Below are 21710 nucleotides of genomic sequence, written 5' to 3'. Positions count from 1 at the left end.
GACCAAACAGGTTTCCGGCGGCCCGCCGAACGTCCCGGTAATGACGTCGCCCGAGCGGTGGGAGTACCGGACGCTCCAGCCCCCACGCAAGGAAACCCAGAAGGAGGCCGAGGACCCGACCGAACTGCTGAACGACCTGGGTGCAGACGGCTGGGAGCTGGCGTCGACCGTCGACTACGTCGGCGGCGGCACGAAGTACCTCGTCATGAAGCGCCCCGTCGACGCAGCGGAGGGCGAGGATGAGTGAGGGCGAGCGAGACGACGTTAGCACCGCCGACACGATGCGGGACCGGTCGGGCGAGAGCAGCCTGAAGATCAGGCTCCTGCTCCGGACGCACCGGTTCGTGGTGACCGGCGTCCTCGCCGCGTTCGTCTTCGTCTCCTTCATGCTGTTCGCGGTGGTCCTCGACCCATCCCTCCAGTCCGAGATCCGGTCGACGGACACGATAGAGACCATCTTCTCGGCGATGATCGGCGTCCTGGTCACCGGGACGACGCTGGTCGTCAGCATCAACCAGCTCGTCCTCTCCCAGGAGACGGGGCCGCTGGGCGACCAGCGACAGCGCATGAGCGACGCGATGGACTATCGGACGTACGCCCAGGACCTGCTCGGCGAGGTCGTCCCCGTCGACCCGTCTGCGTTCCTGGCGGCGCTCGTCGCCGAGGCCGAACGCCGGTCCGAAGTGCTCGACCGGATCGTGGCCGGCGACGACGAGGAACTGGAACGCCAGGTGGGCGAGTTCGTCGACAGCGTCCACGGGAACGCCCAGCACGTCGAAGATCAGCTGGAGGGCGCCCAGTTCGGGACCTTCGACGTCCTGTTCGCCGCGCTCAACTTCAACTACTCCTGGAAGATATACCAGGTCGAACGGATGACCGAGGAGTTCGACGACGTCCTCGGTGACGACCAGCGCCAGGCCTTCGACGACCTGCGGACGGCGCTCTCGATGTTCGGGCCCGCTCGCGAACACGTCAAGACGCTGTACTTCCAGTGGGCGCTCGTCGAACTCTCACAGTACATCCTCTACGCCGCAGTGCCCGCGCTGGTCGTCGCGGGTGGGATGCTGACGTTCGTCGGGGCCGAGACGTTCGGTCCGGCGAGGTTCCTGTCGGTCCCCGTCGTCACCTGGGTGGTCGGCCTCGCCTTCACGATAACGCTCGTCCCGTTCCTGCTGTTCACCGCCTACATCCTCCGGATAGCGACGGTCGCCAAACGCACCCTCGCCATGGGTCCGCTCATCCTCCGGGAGTCACAGCGGTGACACGCCGAAGCGAACTGGTGGACCGACTTCGCCACCCGCTCTCTCCGACCGGATTCGCGTCGGGACGCCGCTGTCGACGGGGACCGACACAACTGCTAAGACGGGCGCCCACGCGTTCTTGCGCATGACGGCTATCGACGTCCAGGGGCTGACGAAGACCTACGGCGAGACCGTCGCCAACGACGACCTCTCCTTCGCCGTCGAGGACGGCGAGATATTCGGCTTCCTGGGCCCCAACGGCGCGGGCAAGACCACCTGCATCCGGACGCTGATGGGATTCCAGTCGCCCACCGAGGGCACGGCCACGGTGCTCGGCGCCGACGTCCGCGACGCCGAGGCGCTCCGCGAGGCTCGTGCCGACGTCGGCTACCTCCCGGCCCACCCGAGTTTCGACGGCGACGTGACCGGAGGCGCGTTCCTCGACTTCCAGGCGGACCTGAAGGGTGACGCCCGACGGGCCGAGCTCCTGGAGCTGTTCGATCCGCCGCTCGACCGGAAGATCCGGGAGTACTCGACCGGGAACGCGCAGATGCTCGCCATCGTCCAGGCGTTCATGCACGACCCGGACCTGGTCGTGATGGACGAACCGACGTCGGGGCTGGACCCGCTGAAGCAGGAGCGTTTCAACGAGTTCGTCCGCGAGGAGCGCGACCGCGGACTGACGGTCTTTTTCTCCTCGCACGTCCTCGCGGAGGTGCGCCGGATCTGCGACCGCGTCGGCATCGTCCGCGACGGCCACCTCGTCGCACTGGAGGACGTCGCCGACCTGCTTGGTCGCGGCGGCAAGCGCGTCCGCGTCCAGACCGCCGAACGAGTCGACCCCCAGGACTTCGCGTTCGAAGGCGTTCTCGACCTGTCCTTACACGGCGACAGCGCACACTTCACCTTCGCCGGCGACTACGACGACCTGATCGACCACCTCGACGACCTCACCGTCGTCGACCTGACGGTGGACGAACCGCCCCTCGAAGACGTCTTCATGCACTTCTACGGGGAGTCTGCTCCGTCGACGACCGGCCCCGAACCGGAGGACGGTCGTGTTTGAGATAACCCGCTACGAGACCCGTCGGCAGGTCCGCGGTACGCTCACGATGGCGGTGGGACTGGGCGCGTTCGCCGCGCTCATCGTCGGCATCTTCCCGTCGGTCGAGGCCTCCGGAGTGGACTTCCAGGACTACATCGAGAGCCTCCCCGAGGCGTTCCAGGCGAGCTTCGGCGTCGAATCGTTCGGCACTATCGAGGGCTTTCTCGCCGTCGAATTCTACCAGTTCGTCTGGGTCCTGCTGCTGGCGCTGTACGTCGCCTACGCGGCGGGCGACGCCGTCGCCGGCGACGTCGAGTCCGGGAAGCTCGACTTGCTGCTGGCGACTTCCGTCTCCCGGTCGCGGCTGCTCGTCGAGCGGTTCCTGGCCCTCATGACCCCCGTGGTCGTGCTCAACCTGCTCGTGCCCCTCGTCGTGTTCGGGAGCGTCCTCGCCGTCGGCGAGTCGCTCGACCCGGCGTCGCTCGTCCTCGTCCACCTGCTGTCGGTGCCGTACCTGTTCGTGGCCGCGAACGTCGGGCTCCTCTTCTCGGTGGTGTTCTCCCGGGGTGGCGTCGCCCAGCGCATCGCCATCGCCGCCGTCTTCATGCTGTTCGTCCTCGACTCCGTCACGGCCGGCACGAACTTCGAGTGGCTGGCCGCGCTCAGCCCGACGCGGTACTACGACCCGACCGAGATCCTCGTCGAGGAGACCGTCGACGTCGGCGGGGCGGTCGTGTTGCTGGCGGCCGGTCTGGGGCTGTTCGCCGTCACTCGCGCGCGCTTCCTCCGGCGGGACGTGTGACAATCGGCCAACGCTTATCTCGGGCCCGGACCCAGTCAAACGTATGGACAGGAGCCGGGATACCCGATGAAACGGGCCGCCCTCGTCTTCGCTCTCACCTGCCTGATACTCCTGTCGGGAGCCGCCGCGGCCGCCGTCTCGGGCAGTCCCCAGTTGTCCGTCCAGTTCGCGGACGACACAGTCACCCCCGGTGAGGAGACGACCCTCGACGTCGTACTCCTCAACGAGGGCGACGTCGACGCGAGTTCGGTGACGAACCCCGCGCTCACGAGCGAGGTCACGACCGCCCGCGGAGTGACGGTCAGGGTCGGCGACGGGGACGCGCCGTTCGAGGTGACGACCGGCCGCCAGGCCGTCGGCAACGTCCCCGAGGGCGTTTCGACCCCGATCTCGTTCTCGGTCGCCGTTCCGGCGGACGCCGAAGCGGGGACGTATCGCGTCCCGGTCACTGTCCGGTACAGCTACACTGACTACATCTCCGAGACGTCGGGCACCCGGACCCAGAGCAGCGTCTCCCGGACGTTCCGCGTCCCGGTGACGGTCGAGGATCGCGCCCGGTTCGAGGTAGTGGACGTCGCCTCCGACGCCAGCGTCGGGTCCGCCGGCACCGCCACGGTCACCGTCGAGAACGTCGGGTCGGCGACCGCCCGGGCGACTCGCCTCTCGCTCGCGTCGGGGAACCCGGCGCTGACAGTCGAAGGTGGCGAGAGCGCGTCCCGGTTCGCCGGCACCGTCGAACCCGGGGAGCGCCGGAACCTCAGCTACGAAGTCGCGGTGGCCGACGGCGCCGAGGCCGGCGAGCAGGCCCTCGCGCTCCGGGCCGACTACCGCGACGACACCGGTCGGGAGCGGACCGCCGGACCGACGTGGTTCGGACTGGAGACCGCCGGACCGGTCCGCGCCGACCTCTCGCTCTCCGAGTCGTCGGTGCGGGCCGGGGCAGAAGGTGCGGTGACAGGGACAGTGAGTGTCAGCGGCGGGCAGACGGCCAGGAACGCCGTCGTCGTGGTGACGTCACCGCCCGCGGGCGTCGTACTGGCGGAGACGCGCGTTCCCGTGGGCGACCTCCGACCCGGCGACGAGGCCGCCTTCGAGATCCCCGTGACGGTCGCACCCGACGCGAGGGGCGGCCAGCGCTCGATGGGGCTCGCGCTGGAGTACGACTCGGGCGACGGGAGCGCCGACCGTCGGACCGCCGGGTCACGCGTCGTCTCTCTCCCCGTCACCGAGGCGGACCCGGTCGCGCTCCGGGGCGTCAACGCGACCGTGCTGGTCGACAGCGACGACCGCCTCGAAGTGGCCGTCGAGAACGTCGGCGACCAGGAACTGCGCGAGGTGGAGGCGTCGCTGGCGCCCCGGCCGCCATTCTCGAGCGAGTCGCCGACCGCCTACGTCGGTCGTCTCGGTCCGGGGGAGTCGAAGACCGTCGGGTTCCACCTGTCGGTGTCGGAGGACGCCGTCGAGAGCACACAGGCGCTTCCCGTGAACGTGACCGCGGAGACGGCCGACGGCGACCGGCTCCACGCGGGCAACCACCGGGTCGCCGTCCACGTGACGCAGGAGGGACCGACGTCGAGCGACCCGGTGATACTGGCGATCGGCGTGGTCGTCGTCGCGGCCGTGCTGGGCGTCGGCTGGTACTGGCTCCGGGACTAGGACTGCTCGTCGTCCTTCAGTTCCTCGAGCTCGGCCTCGACCTCGCTGTCGTCGACGTCGGGCGTCTCGACGTCCTCGGTCGTCCCCTCGCCGTTGCCGGCGAGTTCCGCCTCGAGGTCCGCCTCTTCCTCGGTGTCGCCGCTCGTCTCGGTCTCCGGTCCGGCGTCACTCTTGCCCATCTCGCTCTTGAGCGTCTCGAGTTCGGCGTCGACCTCGCCAGAGGAAGCCATCTCCTCGAGTTCGCGGTCGATCTGGTCCTGGTCGCTGAGGGCGTCCTCGAACACGCCCGAATCCTGCAGTTCGTCCATCGCCTGCGAGCGGGCCTCCATCTCTTCGGTCTGTTCCTCGGCGCGCTCGATGGCGCGGCCGACGTCGGCCATCTCGTCGCCGGCGCCGGTCATCGCTTCGTTCACCCGCTTCGAGGCCTCAGCGGCCTCGTAGCGAGCCTTCATCGTCTCCTTCTTGGTGCGGAACTGCTCGATGCGCTGCTGGAGTTCGTCCTTCTGCTCGACGAGTGAGTCCTGCTGGGACTGGAGCTGGGCGATCTGGCCCTCGAGCTCCTCGATCTGGCTCATCTTCTGTTTCTTCTTCTCCAGGGCGCGCCGGGCCAGGTCCTCCCGGTCCTGTTCGACGGCCTGTCTCGCCTGGTCGTTGTGCTTCTCGACGTTCTCCTCGAGCCGGCGCTTCTGGATCTCCAGGCGCTTCTTCTGGGTCGTCAGGTCCGCGATCCCCTGCTTGACGTCCTGGAGTTCGTCCCGGAGCTGCTCGTAGGAGTAATCCAGCGTCTCGTTCGGGTCTTCGGCCCTGTTGAGCACGGCGTTTATCTTCGACCGAATGACGTACGACGTGCGCGAGAGGATTCCCATACCTCGGTCTTGGGGCTGACTGACTTAAAAAACTTACATGCGAGTATCACGTGCGCTCGCGTATGGACGCGATCGCGGTCCCCGGCGCGCGGGACGTCCGGGCCACGCTCGACGGTGACGAGGACGCCGACGCCGTCGTCGTCGCCTGCCCACCGCATCCCCAGTACGGCGGGTCCCGCACGGACCAGCGTCTCCGGGCCGTCAGCGACGCGCTGGTCGACCGCGGGTTCGCCTGTCTCCGGTTCGACTACGGCCCCTGGGACGACGGTCGCGGCGAACGCCGGGACGCCGTCAACGCCCTGGCGTGGGCCGACGAGCGGTTCGCGGCCGTCGGCCTGTTCGGCTACAGCTTCGGGGCCGGAATCGCGCTCCGGGCCGCTGGAGACGCGGACCTTTCGCCCGCGGCAGTCAGCGTGCTCGCTCCACCTGCCGACGCTGTCGACGCCCTGGACGGCGTCCCCTGTCCAGCCCAGATTATCTACGGAGAACGCGACGATACCGTCGATTCGACCACAGTAGCCCAGCGCGCCCGGGAACTGGGAATGCAGGTGCGGGAACTCCCCGCCGACCACCACTTCGTCGGACAGACCGATCGGGTCGCGACGGTGGTCGCGGATTTCTTCGACGACCTGTTCTGACCAGTAGTCAACCAGAAAACATATTACACGTGCTGAAAAATTGCCAGTTGCGTCGGCGGTTCCCCGCTGACGCGCCCACATCGATAGCCCCACCCTGGCCGGCGCGGCACTCCCCCGTGCCTGCCGTCGGCCCTTCGAAGCCTTTTGCGTGAGTCCGTCCGGATACGACCCTCTCCGCGCCCGTCGCTGGAGCGGCTGGAGCGAAGCCGTCAGTCCAGCGACTGCAACTCGACGTCCCCGTCGTCGGTGGTTATCCGCAACGTGTGCGTTCCCTCGCCGAGCGTGGTTGCGAGCCGCTCGACGTCTCCCTCCACGCCGAGCCGTTCGTCGAGCCCGGACGTGTCGACGTCGCCACCGTCCGTCTCCAGTACGAGCCGTGCGTCCAGGTCCGACCCGAGCCGTGCGATCACGTCTCCGTCGTCGACCTCGATGCGGGCGTCGTCACGTATCGCCGGCACGTCCACCGCAACGTCACCGTCGTCGCCGGTGACCGCGTCGAGCGCACCGACCGAGCGTGCGTCGACGTCGCCGTCGCCGGTCTCCACCGAGACCGCCCCGTCGACGTCCGACACGTCGGCGTCGCCGTCGTCGAGATCGATAGCCACGTCGCCGCCCACCCGCTCGGCGGTCACGTCGCCGTCGTCACCGGACACCGTGAGGTCCCCGCCGAGGCCCCGGTACGTGTGGTCGCCGTCGTCCGCGGTCACAGTGACGTCGCCGTCGCGGTCCCGCACGTCGACGTCGCCGTCCTCGACGTCCACCGTGAGCGCGCCCCCCGCGCCGTCGACGGTCACGTCTCCGTCGTCACCGGTGACCTCCGTGACGGCGACGCCCGACGGAACGGAGAGCCGAAGGTGAAGCCACGTCGCCTTGACGAACCGATCGTCACGCTCGTCGACGACCGACACCTCGAACTGTTCGTCCGTCGCCTCGGTCGCCACGCGAACGTTGTCGAAAGCGTCGTCGTTCCCGAGCCCATCGTGTTTCTCCGCGCGAACCCGGAGCGATTCCGCGTCCCCCTCCTCGACGGTGAGGTCACCGAGCGTGTTACTCACGACGACGTCCGTCCCTGTCGAGACGTCGAACTCGTGGGTCTCGGTCCTCGACGACGCGTCGACGCCCACGCAACCGGCTGTTCCGGTAACCGCGAGCGCAGCCGTCACGCCGAGAAATCGGCGTCGCCTCACAGGCGCTCACCCCCTCTCCGAGTGAGTTCGTCGAACTGTCGAACCAGTCGGTGAACCGGAGCAGTCGTGCTCATACGACGACCTGCGAACCGTGTGACGGTAAAAGCGGGCCGACGGTATACCGGCCGGAAGTTCTGGACAAGAATTAAATAGGAGTTGGTCGGGAAGGTCGGCGCCGGCCTGCTCGCGGGTCACTCCGTTCCCCGCTCGCTATAAGCTGGGACCTCGCTTCGCTCGGCGCCAGCCTGCTCACGGCTCGCTTCGCTCGCCGTTCGCCATAAGCTGGTTCCTCACTTCGTTCGGCGCCAACCTGCTCACGGCTCGCTTCGCTCGCCGTTCGCTCAACAGTTGGCCCCTCGCTTCGCTCGGCGCCAACCTGCTCGCGGGTCGCTAGCGCTCCCCGCTCGCTATAAGCTGGTTCCTCACTTCGTTCGGAACCAGCCTCTTCCCGAAATTGTTTTGAGCAACCCAACCCCACCGTCGGTATGCCAACGGATTCTGCGACGAACTACGACCCAGACCTGGGCCGGAAGTTCATCTTCGTCACTGGCGGTGTCATGTCGGGGCTCGGAAAGGGAATCACGGCCGCGAGCACCGGCCGGCTCCTGAAGAACGCCGGGTTCGACGTGACCGCGGTGAAGATCGACCCCTACCTCAACGTCGACGCGGGGACGATGAATCCCTACCAGCACGGCGAGGTGTACGTGCTCAAGGACGGCGGCGAGGTCGACCTGGACCTGGGGAACTACGAGCGCTTCCTCGACATCGACATGACCTTCGACCACAACGTCACGACGGGGAAGGTCTACCAGCAGGTCATCGAGGCCGAGCGGGCGGGCGACTACCTCGGCAAGACCGTCCAGATCATCCCGCACGTCACCGACGACATCAAGCGGCGCATCCGCGAGGCCGCCGCCGGAACCGACGTCTGTATCGTCGAGGTCGGCGGGACCGTCGGGGACATCGAGGGGATGCCCTACCTCGAAGCACTCCGGCAGTTCTCCCACGAAGAGGACGAGGACGACATCCTGTTCACCCACGTCACGCTCGTCCCCTACTCGATGAACGGGGAGCAAAAGACCAAACCGACCCAGCACAGCGTCAAGGAACTCCGTTCTATCGGCCTCCAGCCCGACATCCTGGTCGGTCGCTCCGAGGACCGCCTGGATCCGGACGTCAAGGAGAAAATCGCCCTGTTCTGCGACGTGCCCACTGACGCCGTCTTCTCCAACCCCGACGTCGAGGACATCTACCACGTCCCGCTGATGGTCGAGGAGGAGGGCCTCGACGAGTACGTGATGGAGCGACTCGAACTCGCCGACGAGGCGCTCCCCGAGAGCGAGCGGGACAACGAGTGGCGCGAACTCGTCACCCAGGAGACCGAAGGGACGGTCGACGTCGCCCTCGTCGGCAAGTATGGGCTCGAAGACGCCTACATCTCCATCCACGAGTCGCTCAAGCACGCCGGCCTCGACACCGGCGTCGACGTCAACGTCGAGTGGATCCACTCCGAGGAACTCGCCGACGGCTACAACGGCGAACTCGACGAGATGGACGGCCTCGTCGTCCCCGGCGGCTTCGGCGCCCGCGGGACGGAGGGCAAGATAGAGGCTATCCGCTACGCCCGCGAGAACGACCTCCCCTTCCTCGGCCTCTGTCTGGGCTTCCAGATGGCCGTCGTCGAGTACGCCCGCAACGTGCTGGGTCTCACCGGCGCACACTCGGCGGAACTCGACGAGGAGACCGACCACGCCGTCATCGACATTCTTCCCGAACAGAAGGACCTCGACGACATGGGCGGGACGATGCGACTGGGCTCACACGTCACCGATATCGAACCGGGAACCCTCGCCAACGAGATCTACGGCGACACGTCCTGCACTGAACGCCACCGCCACCGCTACGAGGTCAATCCCGAGTACATCGACGATCTGGAAGAGGCGGGCCTGGTGTTCTCCGGCAAGTCCGGTCGCCGGATGGAGATACTCGAACTGCCAGACCACCCCTACTTCTTCGGGACGCAGTTCCACCCCGAGTTCCGCTCCCGGCCCGGCCGCGCCAGCCCGCCGTTCGTCGGCTTCGTCGAGTCCATGCTCGCCGAGGACGAAGCGGTCGCGACGACGGACGCCCGCAACTGACTGCCGCCAGCGACCCCGGTAGTCCGTTTCGTTCGCCGACTTCTCTCCGCTGCCACACGGACCGACGAGCCGACCGCCACGGCACTGCCCCCGGTATTCGGAACCAGCCTGGTCCGTGCTTCGACTTAGCGAGTGTTTAATCTCTGTCGTATATGGTAAAAATATAACATTCCCCGGTGAGAATTTTCTGCCGCCCCACTGCGTCGTTCGGCTTCCGGGTGCAAACCGGGGTTCGGACGCCAGCGGGCAGCGAGAGAGATTACCGATGACAGAGGACACACACCAGCGAGACGGGGACGTATCGGAGGACGACCTGCGCGACGGAATCGACCGGCGCGACTACATGCGAGCGGTCGGCGCCAGTACGGTAGTGGGCCTGCTCGGCGGCGGCGCCGCGGGGACCGCGACGGCCCAGAGCGGATTCGACGAGGCGGCGGCCGACCAGCGGATCAGGGACAACCAGACCGGACCGCTGACCGTCGACGTCGTCGACGAGAACGGGAACCCGGTCTCCGGAGCGACGGTCGACGTCGAGATGACGGACCACGACTTCACCTTCGGCACCGCCATCGGCGCCGAAGTACTCATCGACCAGTTCAGCGAGGGCGAGCCGTTCCGCGAAAACCTGGAGGAGCTGTTCAATACGGCCGTGCTCGGCAACGCCCACAAGTGGGCCTTCTGGGAGGACGACCGGCAGCGGGCCGACGACGCCGTCGACTGGCTCGAGGAGAAGGGCCTCGACATCCGGGGGCACACCTGCGTCTACGGCGTCGACTACGCGGTTCCGGACGACGTCATGCAGGCGGTCGAGAACGACGACGGTGCGACGGTCCGGGAGCGCTCGATGCAGCACCTCCGCGACATCATCACCTACTACGGCGACCGGATCCAGGAGTGGGACGTCGTCAACGAGGCGACCCACCGGGGGCTACTCCAGGCCGCAGTGTACCCCGACCGGATGGACACGGACGACTTCGCCGCCGGTGAAGTCCAGCCCTGGACGTCGCCGCTGCTGGCGGAGTGGTTCAGTGAAGCGGAGTCGGTCATCGACGAGAACGGCCTGGACGTCGACGTCGTCACGAACGACTACAACACGCTGACGTGGGACGTCGAGAAGTACGTCGAGGAGGTCCAGTTCCTCCTCGACCAGGGCGTCGGCGTGGACGCCATCGGGCACCAGGCCCACATCGGAGCCACCGACCACAACGACCAGCCCTGGAACTACGCGCGAATCGAACAGGTGTTCGAGCGGTACGCCGACTTCCCGGCGGCCCAGCGTATCACCGAGTTCGACATGTACGGCGACAGCTGGTCCGACCAGCAACAGCGCGCCGACATCTTCCGACGGTTCCTCAAGACCGCCTACGGCCACCCCGACGTCGACGAGTTCATGATCTGGGGCATGTGGGACGAGAGTCACTGGCAGAACGAGGCCCCCTTCTTCGAGGCGGACTGGTCGGAGAAGCCGCCCCTCGACGTCTGGCGCAACCTCGTCTTCGACGAGTGGTGGACCGACGATTCGGGCACCACGGACGCCGGTGGCACCTACTCGACGGGCGCCTTCCTCGGCGAACACGAGATAACCGTCACGGCAGGAAGCGACTCCGTCACCCGGACGGTGTCGGTCACGAGCAACGGAGGCACGTCTGTCACGGTTTCCGTCGACGGGAGCGAGACCGAGACGGAGACAGAGACCGAGACAGAAACTGAAACGGACACCGAGACTGAGACCGATACGGAGACGGAAACTGACACCGAGACTGATACGGAAACGGACACCGAGACGGAGACTGAGACTGAGACGGATACCGACGATGGGGGGCCCTCCGGCGACCTGATCGCCTCGATCGATCCGGGGGCGACGTCCGGGTCGGTCGGCGACCTGATGCAATTCTGGATCGCCGACGAGACCGGCAACAGCACCTGGATCACCGACCTCCAGTGGGAGCTGGGCGACGGGTCGACCGGCGCTGGCTGGTACGCCGACAACCGCTACGGGTCGGCCGGCACCTACACCGTCACCCTCACCGCCACCGATAGCGCGGGCAATACGTCCACGGACGAGGTGACCGTCCAGATCTCCTGATCCTATCGGGGTCGAATCGAGAACACGACGCACGGTTCAATCCCATGGACACGCGGCGGCAGATCACGTTGAACTATCATTAAAATTTATAGGTGCTTGGTGTGATATTTTTGACAGGCGATACCATGCCCAGCGATCGTACGCGGTTCGACAGAGGTACCGAACGCGCAGCCAGCGAGACTCGAGCGTCAGGCGGACGGGGGGAGTCGCGCCGGTCGTTCCTCCAGTTGCTCGGGACCGGCCTGGTCGCCGCGGCGGGTGCCGGCGCGAGCGGCTCGGTGGCGGCCCAGTCCAGCGGCCCCGAGGTTACCACCCTCGACCTGCGGGTGACCGACGATCCGTCGCTCCCCGCAGTCGACGAACTGTTCGTGTTCGCCCACGGGTGGAACAGCGCCAGCTCCGGCCCCGACCTGACCGCGACCGTAGTCGACGGCCTCGCCGCAGCGGGCTACGAACCCGACGCGGCCGTCGCCCTCGTGTACCAGGCAGACGCCTCGGGCCCCAGCGGCGCCATCGACCAGTCGGCGGCCGCCGCCGCGGAGTTCGCGCCGGTCGTCGAGGATGCCATCGATGCGGGCGCCGGATCGGTCCGGCTCGCCGCCCACTCGCTGGGCGGCCGGGTCGTCCTCGGAACGCTCTCCGAACTCGGTCCTGGCTACGTCGTCGACACCGTCGCACCGATGGGCGCCGCGGCCAACGGCTCGACGGTCACGGAGGGCGGCCAGTGGTACGACGGCGTCGCCGAGAACGCCCGCGAGGTCCGGAACTACCACTCCCGGAACGACCAGGTCATCGGAGACGGCTTCGGCTCGGGCGGGACGAACGGCAATCCGGGCGACACCGCGCTCGGCGCCGAGGGCGTCCCGAACCCGTCGGCGGCGCCGGACACGTACACCGACGTCGACGTCACCGACTCCGTCAGCGGCCACGGCGGGTACATGAGCAGCCCGGCGGTCACGGGCGACCTCGCGGAGGCGATCATCCAGGACGACGGCGAAGACACGCCCACCGATACCCCTGACACGGAGACGCCAGACACGGAAACGCCGGACACGGAGACTCCCGACATAGAGACGCCAGACACGGAAACGCCGGACACGGAGACGCCGCCCTCCGGCGACCTGATCGCGTCGATCGATCCGGGAACGACGTCCGCAGGGACGGGCGAGCTGGTCCAGTTCTGGATCACCGACGAGACCGGTGGCAGCAGCTGGATCACCGATCTCCAGTGGGAACTCGGGGACGGTACGTCGGCCAGCGGCTGGTACGCCGACAACCGCTACGGGTCTGCCGGCACCTACACCGTCACGCTGACCGCCACCGATAGCGCGGGCAACACGTCCACCGACGAGGTGACCGTCCAGATCTCCTGATCGGCGACGCAATCGACCGTCTTCCACCGTTTCGTCGCATCGGCCCAGAGCCAGCCTGACCGGGCGCAGTTTCCAACGGGGGCGGTTCCGAAACCGTTTTGCCGCCGCCACTGAGAGCAACACTATGAGTATATTCCTCCAGATTACGCTCTCAGGAACCACCGCGGAGGGGAGCCACTGATGGTCGACGTCGACGAGTTCATCGACGAGAAGATAGAGGAGATATCGGCCGAAGTCGGCGATGCCAACGCCGTCATCGCCCTGTCCGGCGGCGTCGACTCCTCGACGGCCGCCGCGCTGGCCTACGAGGCCATCGGCGACCAGCTCACCGCCGTCTACGTGGACACCGGGCTCATGCGAAAAGGGGAGACCGAGGAGATCCGCGAGACGTTCGACTACATGGACTCGCTGCGTATCGTCGAGGCCAAAGACCGCTTCCTCGAAGTTCTGGGCGGCGTCACGGACCCAGAAGCGAAGCGCCACGCCATCGGCGAGCAGTTCATCCGCGAGTTCGAGACCGTCGCGAAGGACGTCGACGCCGACTACCTCGTCCAGGGGACCATCTACCCCGACCGCATCGAGAGCGAGGGAACGATCAAGTCCCACCACAACGTCGGGGGCCTCCCGGAGGTCGTCGACTTCGAGGGCATCGTCGAACCGATGCGGGACCTCTACAAGGACGAGGTCCGCGAGGTCGCCCGCGAACTCGACTTGGAGGAGATCATCTCCGAGCGGATGCCGTTCCCCGGCCCCGGCCTGGCAGTCCGTATCCTCGGCGAAGTCACCGATGAGAAACTGGAAGTCGCCCGCGAGGCCAATCACGTCGTCGAGGAAGAACTGGAAGAGCACGACCCCTGGCAGGCCCTCGCGGCCGTCATCGGCAAGGCCACCGGCGTCAAGGGCGACAACCGCGTCCACGGCTGGGTCATCGCCGTCCGCTCCGTCGAGTCGAGAGACGGCATGACCGCCCGTGCCCAGGAGGTCGACTGGGACACCCTCCAGCGCATCCAGAGCCGCATCACCGGCGAGAACGAGAACGTCTCGCGCGTCCTCTACGACGTCACCCACAAACCCCCGGCGACCATCGAGTACGAATGACGCTCCGAGTCACGCTGGTCGGCGCCGACGAGGGCGCCATCGCCAACGCCCTCGAAGCCGAGGGTCACGACGTCCAGATCGCACCGATCGGCAACCGGCCCGGCCTGGAGGAAGCCGGTATTCACGACGCCGACGTCTACCTCCTGACCGACCTCGAGCAGGCCACGTCCATCGCCGTCGCCAAGGACCTCGAGGACGACCTCCGCGTCGTCGTGTACGCCGAGGGCTCGCTTCCCGACTTTGCCAGCCGACAGACGGACCTCGTCGTGGACCCGAACCTGCTGGGTCCCGACGCCGTCGCGGAAGAACTGGAGTAGCGCCGCCCGGCACCGCCCTCTCACCGGTCGATCTGTCTCGCTTTCTCTCCGTTCGGATCGTCGCGTTGCACCCCGCCAGACTACGCGTCCGACGTGTCGTCACCGCTCGCCAGCGTGGCCAGCCGCTCGGCCTGCTCGACGACGATTTCGCTGACGCCGAGCCGGGCGGCGTCCGGGTCACCGGGGAGGCAGAACACCGGCGTTGCCTCGGCGATGCCGGCGGTCGCCCGCGTCCCGATGGCGTCGGTCCCGACCGACTCGGCGTACCGTCGCCGGAACAGTTCGCCGAAGCCCGGCAGCCCCTTGTCGATGAGCGGGTGAACCGCGTCGATGGTGACCGCGCGGGGACCGACACCGGTTCCGCCCGTCGTCACGACGACCGTAACGTCCTCGCGTCGGACGAGCGTGTCGACGGTCTGCTGGACCGAGTCGTGGGCGGTGCGCAGGACTTCCCGGGTGACGACGTCGTGGCCGGCGGCTTCGAAGGCGTCGACGACGGCTTCGCCGCCCGGGTCGTCGTCGTGCGTGCGTGTGTCCGAGACGCTGACGACTGCAGCCGAGATCACCGTCGTCTCCTCGTGATCCGCGGTGGCGGCCGCGGGGTCCTCGGACGAGTCGGGCTCGTCAGGGTCGACGTCGCCCTGGCCGTCGACGCTAACGTCGTCGTCGCTCGTCGACCGACCCCGGTTCGTGTCGCGGGACTGGAAATCGACCATGGAGAATCGTGAACGCCCGCCCGGAAAAGCCTCCTGTGTCTGTCGCACTGTCGATGAAGGACGTCGGTCGTCGCACTGACAGTATCGTCGCACCCGTCGGCAGTCGTCCGCCGTACGACTGTCTCGGGACTTCGTCCCACGGGTGAATTAACGTGGTGATAAGCTGGTTAATGGCGTATCAAAACGATTATTGTGTTAGTATTTCACGAACAGTTATGGGTGAACGGTTTCACTTCGTCTGTCACGAGTGTACCGAGGAAGGGGTGTACGAAGACCGCGACGAGGCTCTCGACGTGAAGAACGATCACGTCGCAGCGACCGAGCATCGGGTCAGCATGGAGAACATCTCGGAGCGGCCCGCCTGATAGTAGTGGGTGTAAGCCCGTCCCGGCGTCCACGCGAACGGAGCGAGCGTGGGCTCGACGGACGAGCGCAGCGAGTCTGCTGGCGTCCCGACGAGCATGGCGAGTCGGGGCTCGGAAGACGACCAGCGGGAGTCTTCCGGCGTCCGGCCGAACTGGGTGAGGCCGGGCTCGATAGACGGACAGAGTGAGTCTAACGGCGTTCTACGTGGCCCGTGCCGTCGAACGTCGGTACACAGTTACAACTACCCCGATGAACCGCTAGGGTTTTCCAGCAGCTACCCCCACGTGGGCGTATGCAACGAGGCCAGCGGGTCTGGCGTGCTCGGCCACAGTTCGTGCCTCGGACGACGACGGGGAATCCAGGCCGCGGGGTGACGGCTCGATGACGGGTGACCGGCGGGCAGATGGCGACGGAGACGGTGGGTACGTCCACCGGCCCAGCGGCGAACCGGCCGCGCCCGACGCGGACCGACGGTTCGACTGGCGAGGCTGGGTTCTCGTCGCCACCGTCGCGTTCTCGTTCCTCGTGGTTCCGGGACTGATCCTGCTCTTGCCGGGGTACGCTTCCTCGTTCGGCCTCTCCTTGCGGGACGCGTACCTCGTGTTACCACTGTTGCCAGCGTTTCTCCTCGGCGCCGTGGCCGTCTGGTCGGCAGTGCGTTCGCGAGGCGCCTGAGCGACGCCGGTTCGCACTGGCAGAGCCGTTGCGAACGGTCCGACTACGGAGTGACTCGTCTCGTTCCGTCACCTCCGACGCCATCCCCATCGTACCGTTTTGTGGATCCCTATTCGCAACGACTTAAAAAATAACGTCAGATTATCAACGAGTGCGAGTGCCTAAATCCGCGAGCTCAGACGCCGTCGTCGCCGACGTCGAACGACGACGTGCGTTAAAATTTGTAACTCGGATGGAAAGATGTTAAGTGCCGTTTTGCAAAGACCATTGACCTCCTGAATGCGAACGTGCCGAACGATAACTACACCAGACGACGAATCGTGAAGACAGTGACCGCTGCCGCCGCGACCGCGGGCCTCGCGGGCTGTGGCGAACCGGGCGGTGACGGCGGCGACGAGACGGAGACGGACGCGGGCGCCGGCGAAGAGACCGAGACGGAGGCCGGCGCCGGCGAGGACACCGAAACCGAGGCCGGCATGGGCGAAGAGACCGAGACGACGATGGGCGAGGAGACGGAAGACGAGGCCGGCGTGGGCGAGGAGAACGAGACCATGGGCGAAAACGAGACCATGGGTGAAAACGAGACCATGGGCGAAGAGAACGAAACTATGGGCGGCGAGAACGAGACGAACGCGACCATGGGCGAAGAGAACGAAACCATGGGCGACGAGAACGGGACGAACGAGACGAGCTAACCCCGCTATCCGCTCGGCCTGAATCGCCCTCCAGGCATCGGAAACCGGGCCGTTTTTCGCCGGCCGACGCGCGTTCGAGAGCCGTCGGTACGGCCTCCGAATCGACCGCCTCGGCCGGGGCTCGTCGCCAGCGCTCGGGCCCGTGACGGAAATCGATGGCCGGTCGTTACCGGAGAGTCACTCGCTCGTGTCCCGGCGAGCGGCGATCTCGAACCAGGGACACAGGCGAAGCTGCCGGTAGTACTTCGGATTCTCGTTGAAATACTCGTAGGGAACCCACATGAGGCCGGCGACCTCGTCGGGGTCCGGGTCGAGCGTGGTGTCGTGTAACGTGGCCTGAAGGACGGCACAGACCTCCCACTCGAGGCCCGCGTTCTCGTAGTAGCGCTTGTACTCGAACCGGTCGGTGACCCGCAGGTCGTCGTACTGGTCGGGAGTGATGCCGAGCTCCTCCTCGAGTCGTTCGCGCGTGGCCGCTTCCTGACTCTGTCCTTCGACGGGGTGGGAGGCGACGGTGCCGTCCCAGTGCGTGTCCCAGAGGCGCTTGCCGAACGCACGCTGGGCCAGCAGGATGTTGTCGTCCTCGTCGAACAGCAACGCGGTGAACGCCCGGTGCCGGATGCCGTCGCCGGTGTGGGCGTCGAGTCGGTTGACCGTTCCCTGCGGTTCGTCGTTCTCGTCGACCGCGATCACGTCCTGGAGGGCGTTCGCGTGGGCTTCCTCAGTGCTGTCCTCGCTCATGAGTGTCTCATCGGACACCGGGGTCATACTCCCTTCGACTGCGTCCGGACTCATGACGGTTACCTCTCACGTCGGCACCGTAGCCCTTCTGGGTACCACGCGGCTTACCTCGATCCCTGGGGTGATGGTTCGTAGGTCTCCCCGACGGGGAGCCAGAGCGTCCGTTCCCAGACGTCGAAGGTGAGGTGGGACTCGGTGAGGATCTCTCCGTCGACGCTGATGTCGTCGGGTTCGCCCGACAGCTCGATCTCGAGCCGGCGCGTCTCGAACCGACTGACGTGTTCCGCGTCGTTGCCCAGCGCCGCCTGGAGCGACTCCTCGATGAGGTCCAGCGTCGACACGTCCTCTATCACGGCGACCTCGAGCAGGCCGTCCTCGACGTTTCCCTGTGTGCGGCCCGTACTGGGAAAGCTCCGCGCGTTTCCGACGAACACGATCTTGGCGTCACACGACAGCGGTTCGTCGCCGTCCGGTTCGATCCGCACTCGCAGGTTGTCGAACTCCCGGAGCGTCTCCGCCGTCGTCATCGCGTAGGCCAGGGTTCCCCACCGCTCCTTGGCCTCGGGTTCGGTGTCCGCGCTGGCCTCGGCCGTCAATCCGGCGACGACGGAGTTGAGGAACGGCGTCTCGTTGACGAGGCCGACGTCTATCCGGCGCCGGTCGCCGTGGTCGATCACGTCGAAGCCGTGTTCGATGCCGGTTACGCCGACGTTTCCCGCGAAGTTGTTGCCGGTTCCGACCGGGACGACGCCGAACAGCGTGTCCTCGAACGCGTCGGCCCGGGCCAGGCCGCGGACTGCGCGGGTCAGCGTCCCGTCGCCACCAGCGGCAGCGACGACGTCTGCCTCCGTGGCAGCGGTCGCCGCCTGCTCCACGATGTCCTCGGCCGACTCGGTCTCGCGGACTTCGTAGCCCCGTTCGTCGGCGAGCCGACGGATCTGGTCGCCGTGACTGGCGTCGCCGGACGCGGGGTTGTGGACGAGTATCCGCCGGGGCGTTCCCGGTGGGTCGTCGACCGGAGAGGTCACGTCTCTAACCAGGCAGTCCGAACGCAAAAGTGTGTCTGCGCCGTCACGTGAACCGTGTACGTCGTCGACCTCCACACCCACACCCGGTTCTTCCACGGCTTCCGGTCGCGAGCGACGCCGTTCGACCCGCTCGGAGCCCGATTGCTCGACGGCATCGCCCACCGTCGCGACGTCGACGGACTCGCGATAACCAACCACGACTACTGTTATCGGCCCGGCTCCACCCGGTCTGTCGTCGTCCCCGGCATCGAGATAACGACGACCGAGGGCCACCTCCTGGTCGTGGGCCCGGACCCGCCCGAGGCGACCATCCCGGAGCGGCTGACGCCGGTCGAGGCCGTCGAACTTGCCCACCAGCACGACTGCGCCGCGATCATGGCCCACCCGTTCAGGAACAGCATGTTGCCAGGGAGCAGCGCCGACTTCGACGCCGTCGAGGTCAACGGCAAGCACACCGGTAACGTCGAGCGTGTCGAATCGCTCGCCCGACAGCGCGAACTGCCTCTCGTCGGCGGGAGCGACGCACACTACCCCGTAGAAGTCGGCCGCGCGGTCACCCTCGTCGACGCCGAGCGGCTGACCCCCCGGAGCGTCGTCGAAGCCATCCGCGACGGTCGCGTGGAACCGGCGGTGCGGAACCACCTCACCGACCGGGTGCTTCGCAAGCTCTATCGGCGAGTTCACCGGCTCAAGGGCCACGTCGTGGAGAAGACACCAGGTCAGTCGGGGTCGCAGTGACTCCCGTCAATCGGGGTCGCGGTTATCCTCGTCGGTCGGCCGATACGCAGTCACGCTACTGTCGGCTGGGGCCCCCTCGTCGCCGGCGACCGGGTCGACCCCGACTGTCCCCGACAGTTCCTGCAGAGTCGACTGGCTGAGGCCGACGCCGTTCTCCTGACATCGCTGGACGACGCGCCGGAGAAAGGTCGTCCGGATCCGGTAGCGCTGTGAGCGCTTCTCGATGGGGAAGAACGCTCTGGCGGTGACGACGACCTCGGACTCGAGGAGGTCGGTCACCCGGACGGTCGGGGCTGGCACGTCGACGAGTTCGTCGTACTCGGCCGCGACCGTCTCGATCGTGGCGACGGCCTCGTCGAGTTCGTCGTGCTGGACCGCGAACTCGTAGGAGAAGCCGACGGGGTCGTGGGACGTGAGGTTGCGAACGACGGTCGTCGAGAGCTCCTTGTTCGGGACGACGATGATCTCGTTGTCGAGCGTCCGCACCCGCGTCACCCGGAGGTCGATGCCGGTGATGATCCCCTCCTCGTCCTCCCACCGGATCCGGTCGCCGATGTTGACGTCGGGGTCCTGGACGAGGAAGGCACCGGCGACGAAGTTCCCGAGGACGTCCTGGGCACCGAGGCCGACGGCCAGGGTCACGCCGCCAGCGATAAGCGCCGAGCCGGCGAACGCTCCCCGGAAGTCGGCGGCGCTGGCCCCGACGACGACGGCGAGCAACACCACGGCGAGGCGGAGGAAGCTCAGCACGCCGTCGGCCATCGTCTCGTCGAACTTCGAGCGCTGGAGCGCGATTCGCCCGACCGTCTCGACGAGCGCCCGTCCGACGACGTAGAGGCCGAGCGCGATAACGGCGAACTCGACGATGTTCTGGAGCAGGTTCGAGTAGGTCGCCAGGACGTCCACGAGGAAGTCGGGGCCGAACTGCATATCCCGAGTTGTCGCTGCAGCGGCAAGAACCTCGGTCCGATGCCCCCGGGCGCCGGCGCGGACGGCGGTCGAGTTCTCTCCCTGACAACTTTGGCCGTGGCGCCCCAAAAGGAGTCGAACATGGCTACAGACGATTCGGAGGCGACGACGGCGAACCCCGGCAGCGCGCCGGCCGACAGGATACCCGAGGGAGAGTCAGCAGTGGCGAGCCTGACCGGCGAGTTCTACCGGGGGGAAGTCGACCGGATGGCGACCTGGCGCGGTCGGCTGGACCAGACGACGAACTGGGCCGTCGTCGTCGTGGCGGCGATACTGACGTGGGCGTTCACGAGCGCCGACAACCCACACTACGTGATACTCATCGGCGTGTTCGGCGTCACCGCCTTCCTCGTGATGGAGGCGACCCGGTACCGGGAGTACGACATCTGGCGGAACCGGGTCCGGGTTCTCCAGCAGGACCTGTTCGCACAGATGTACGCGCCCGACCCGTCGGACGAGTCGGACTGGCGCACGGAACTGGGCGACGAACTCCGCAATCCCAGGTTCGAGATGAGTTTTCAGCAGGCGCTCACCCACCGGCTGCGGCGGTCGTACCTCGCGCTCCTGTTACTCCTGCTCGCGGCCTGGATCGCCCGTATCACCGTCTTCGAAGCGTCGGAATCCTGGGAGCAGACGTCGTCGATCCTCACGATCTCCGGTGAAGTCGTCACCGCCGTGGTCGTGGGGTTCTACGTCGTCGTCGTTGCCATCGCTGCCTACTCCGCCCGCGGCGGGAGAGTCCGGGAGTTCGAGGAGTAGAACCGACCGGCGTCGGTCCGTCATGGGCCCGTCCGGGTCCCGCAACCGAGTCGCTCGTCGGTACAGGTCGCTGCACGCCCCCGGTTTCGGAGTTACCGGCTCGATCCGCTGTCGGTCAGCCGAGCTGTTCGTCGAGAATCAGCCTCGTCTTGGTACTCACGACGTCGTCGAGTTCCCGGGCCTGCGTGATCAGTTCGTTGACGCCCTCAGTGTCGGCGCAATCGACGACGAGGACGATGTCGTCCTCGCCGGAGACCTGCCAGACGAAGTCTACTTCGGGCCACTCGGCCACCTGGTCGCAGACGGCCTGCGTGTCGACGTTGACGTCGACGCCGACCTCGATCATCGCTTTGACGTTACCCGTCTGCGTAGCGATGGTGAAGCGTTCGATCACGCCCTGGTCCATCAATCGCTCGACGCGGTTGCGGACGGTGCCCTCAGAGGTACCGACGCGGTCGGCTATCTCCGTGTACGGCGTGCGCGAGTCCCGGCGGAGGATGCCGAGGATCTCCCGGTCGAGGTCGTCCATCGAGGTCGGACACTACCGTGGGTCCGTACTTGAGGATTGCGAAATTC

At 66.9% G+C, this 21710-nt stretch carries 23 protein-coding genes; 16 read left to right on the top strand and 7 right to left on the bottom strand.

Annotated elements, in window-relative coordinates:
* The first annotated feature begins 40 nt into the window (after positions 1-40).
* The 5 genes from BM337_RS05895 to BM337_RS05875 all read left to right on the top strand — a co-directional run bounded on the left by BM337_RS05895 (position 41) and on the right by BM337_RS05875 (position 4744).
* The gene (locus BM337_RS05895) at positions 41-247 is read left to right on the top strand and encodes a Sp36 family protein (protein WP_089814834.1); all 207 of its coding nucleotides are present in this window, start codon (positions 41-43) and stop codon (positions 245-247) included.
* A complete protein-coding gene (locus BM337_RS05890) occupies positions 240-1262 on the top strand; it encodes a DUF7972 family membrane protein (protein ID WP_089814832.1) in 1023 nt (340 codons plus the stop codon). The genes BM337_RS05895 and BM337_RS05890 overlap by 8 nt, the downstream gene beginning before the upstream one ends.
* A gap of 124 nt (positions 1263-1386) precedes the next feature.
* The gene (locus BM337_RS05885) at positions 1387-2307 is read left to right on the top strand and encodes an ABC transporter ATP-binding protein (RefSeq protein WP_089814829.1); all 921 of its coding nucleotides are present in this window, start codon (positions 1387-1389) and stop codon (positions 2305-2307) included.
* Positions 2300-3088, top strand: coding sequence for an ABC transporter permease subunit (locus BM337_RS05880; RefSeq protein WP_089814827.1), 789 nt, complete (start codon positions 2300-2302; stop codon positions 3086-3088). The genes BM337_RS05885 and BM337_RS05880 overlap by 8 nt, the downstream gene beginning before the upstream one ends.
* A gap of 66 nt (positions 3089-3154) precedes the next feature.
* Positions 3155-4744, top strand: coding sequence for a COG1361 S-layer family protein (locus BM337_RS05875; RefSeq protein ID WP_089814825.1), 1590 nt, complete (start codon positions 3155-3157; stop codon positions 4742-4744).
* Here the strand turns inward: BM337_RS05875 and BM337_RS05870 are convergent.
* Positions 4741-5610 (bottom strand): PspA/IM30 family protein, encoded by an 870-nt coding sequence (locus BM337_RS05870; protein WP_089814823.1) that lies wholly within the window; start codon positions 5608-5610, stop codon positions 4741-4743. The two genes, BM337_RS05875 and BM337_RS05870, sit on opposite strands and share 4 nt — an antisense overlap.
* Before the next feature lie 62 nt (positions 5611-5672).
* On the opposite strand from BM337_RS05870, the gene BM337_RS05865 reads away from it, so the two are divergent.
* A complete protein-coding gene (locus BM337_RS05865; protein WP_089814821.1) occupies positions 5673-6248 on the top strand; it encodes an alpha/beta hydrolase in 576 nt (191 codons plus the stop codon).
* 209 nt (positions 6249-6457) lie between these two features.
* On the opposite strand, the gene BM337_RS05860 is transcribed toward BM337_RS05865, so the two are convergent.
* Positions 6458-7435 carry a DUF4097 family beta strand repeat-containing protein gene (locus BM337_RS05860; RefSeq protein WP_089814819.1) on the bottom strand — a complete coding sequence of 326 codons (978 nt, stop codon included), beginning with the start codon at positions 7433-7435 and terminating at the stop codon, positions 6458-6460.
* Between the two features lie 485 nt (positions 7436-7920).
* On the opposite strand from BM337_RS05860, the gene pyrG reads away from it, so the two are divergent.
* The 5 genes from pyrG (at position 7921) to BM337_RS05835 (ending at position 14447) form a co-directional block, all read left to right on the top strand.
* Positions 7921-9573 (top strand): glutamine hydrolyzing CTP synthase, encoded by a 1653-nt coding sequence (gene pyrG, locus BM337_RS05855; protein WP_089814817.1) that lies wholly within the window; start codon positions 7921-7923, stop codon positions 9571-9573.
* Between the two features lie 265 nt (positions 9574-9838).
* Positions 9839-11659: an endo-1,4-beta-xylanase gene (locus BM337_RS21505; protein ID WP_089814815.1), complete on the top strand. Its 1821-nt coding sequence runs from the start codon at positions 9839-9841 to the stop codon at positions 11657-11659.
* Between the two features lie 125 nt (positions 11660-11784).
* Positions 11785-13032, top strand: a complete 1248-nt coding sequence (locus tag BM337_RS05845) for a PKD domain-containing protein (RefSeq protein ID WP_089814814.1) — start codon at positions 11785-11787, stop codon at positions 13030-13032.
* 180 nt (positions 13033-13212) lie between these two features.
* On the top strand, positions 13213-14130 hold the full coding sequence (guaA, locus tag BM337_RS05840; RefSeq protein WP_089814812.1) for a glutamine-hydrolyzing GMP synthase: 918 nt from the start codon (positions 13213-13215) through the stop codon (positions 14128-14130).
* Positions 14127-14447 (top strand): DUF7126 family protein, encoded by a 321-nt coding sequence (locus BM337_RS05835; RefSeq protein WP_089814811.1) that lies wholly within the window; start codon positions 14127-14129, stop codon positions 14445-14447. The genes guaA and BM337_RS05835 overlap by 4 nt, the downstream gene beginning before the upstream one ends.
* 80 nt (positions 14448-14527) lie before the next feature.
* Here the strand turns inward: BM337_RS05835 and BM337_RS05830 are convergent, their stop codons facing one another.
* Positions 14528-15163, bottom strand: a complete 636-nt coding sequence (locus BM337_RS05830) for a MogA/MoaB family molybdenum cofactor biosynthesis protein (protein WP_089814809.1) — start codon at positions 15161-15163, stop codon at positions 14528-14530.
* 215 nt (positions 15164-15378) lie between these two features.
* Here BM337_RS05830 and BM337_RS20985 point away from each other — a divergent pair, with 215 nt between their 5' ends.
* The 3 genes from BM337_RS20985 (at position 15379) to BM337_RS05820 (ending at position 16899) form a co-directional block, all read left to right on the top strand.
* Positions 15379-15528 (top strand): hypothetical protein, encoded by a 150-nt coding sequence (locus tag BM337_RS20985; RefSeq protein WP_177227205.1) that lies wholly within the window; start codon positions 15379-15381, stop codon positions 15526-15528.
* A 382-nt stretch (positions 15529-15910) separates the two neighbouring features.
* Positions 15911-16204, top strand: a complete 294-nt coding sequence (locus tag BM337_RS05825) for a DUF7977 family protein (RefSeq protein WP_089814807.1) — start codon at positions 15911-15913, stop codon at positions 16202-16204.
* Between the two features lie 329 nt (positions 16205-16533).
* Positions 16534-16899 carry a hypothetical protein gene (locus tag BM337_RS05820; RefSeq protein ID WP_218155512.1) on the top strand — a complete coding sequence of 122 codons (366 nt, stop codon included), beginning with the start codon at positions 16534-16536 and terminating at the stop codon, positions 16897-16899.
* 177 nt (positions 16900-17076) lie between these two features.
* Here the strand turns inward: BM337_RS05820 and BM337_RS05815 are convergent, their stop codons facing one another.
* Entirely contained in the window at positions 17077-17640 is a 564-nt protein-coding gene (locus tag BM337_RS05815; protein ID WP_089815593.1) for an NUDIX hydrolase, read from the bottom strand.
* A gap of 104 nt (positions 17641-17744) precedes the next feature.
* On the bottom strand, positions 17745-18668 hold the full coding sequence (locus BM337_RS05810; RefSeq protein WP_177227203.1) for a diacylglycerol/lipid kinase family protein: 924 nt from the start codon (positions 18666-18668) through the stop codon (positions 17745-17747).
* Between the two features lie 54 nt (positions 18669-18722).
* Here BM337_RS05810 and BM337_RS05805 point away from each other — a divergent pair, with 54 nt between their 5' ends.
* Positions 18723-19406, top strand: coding sequence for a PHP-associated domain-containing protein (locus BM337_RS05805; protein ID WP_089814801.1), 684 nt, complete (start codon positions 18723-18725; stop codon positions 19404-19406).
* A 6-nt stretch (positions 19407-19412) separates the two neighbouring features.
* Here BM337_RS05805 and BM337_RS05800 read toward each other — a convergent pair whose 3' ends face one another.
* The gene (locus BM337_RS05800; protein WP_089814798.1) at positions 19413-20336 is read right to left on the bottom strand and encodes a mechanosensitive ion channel family protein; all 924 of its coding nucleotides are present in this window, start codon (positions 20334-20336) and stop codon (positions 19413-19415) included.
* A gap of 120 nt (positions 20337-20456) precedes the next feature.
* Here BM337_RS05800 and BM337_RS05795 point away from each other — a divergent pair, with 120 nt between their 5' ends.
* On the top strand, positions 20457-21134 hold the full coding sequence (locus tag BM337_RS05795) for a DUF2270 domain-containing protein (RefSeq protein ID WP_089814796.1): 678 nt from the start codon (positions 20457-20459) through the stop codon (positions 21132-21134).
* 115 nt (positions 21135-21249) lie between these two features.
* On the opposite strand, the gene BM337_RS05790 is transcribed toward BM337_RS05795, so the two are convergent.
* Positions 21250-21663, bottom strand: a complete 414-nt coding sequence (locus tag BM337_RS05790; protein WP_089814794.1) for an Lrp/AsnC family transcriptional regulator — start codon at positions 21661-21663, stop codon at positions 21250-21252.
* Positions 21664-21710 lie beyond the last annotated feature (47 nt).

The organism is Halomicrobium zhouii (genome assembly GCF_900114435.1).
GTDB classification, from domain to species: Archaea; Halobacteriota; Halobacteria; order Halobacteriales; family Haloarculaceae; genus Halomicrobium; species Halomicrobium zhouii.
The sequence above is the reverse complement of the archived record's forward strand: the minus strand, read 5'-3'. Positions and strand labels throughout refer to the sequence as shown.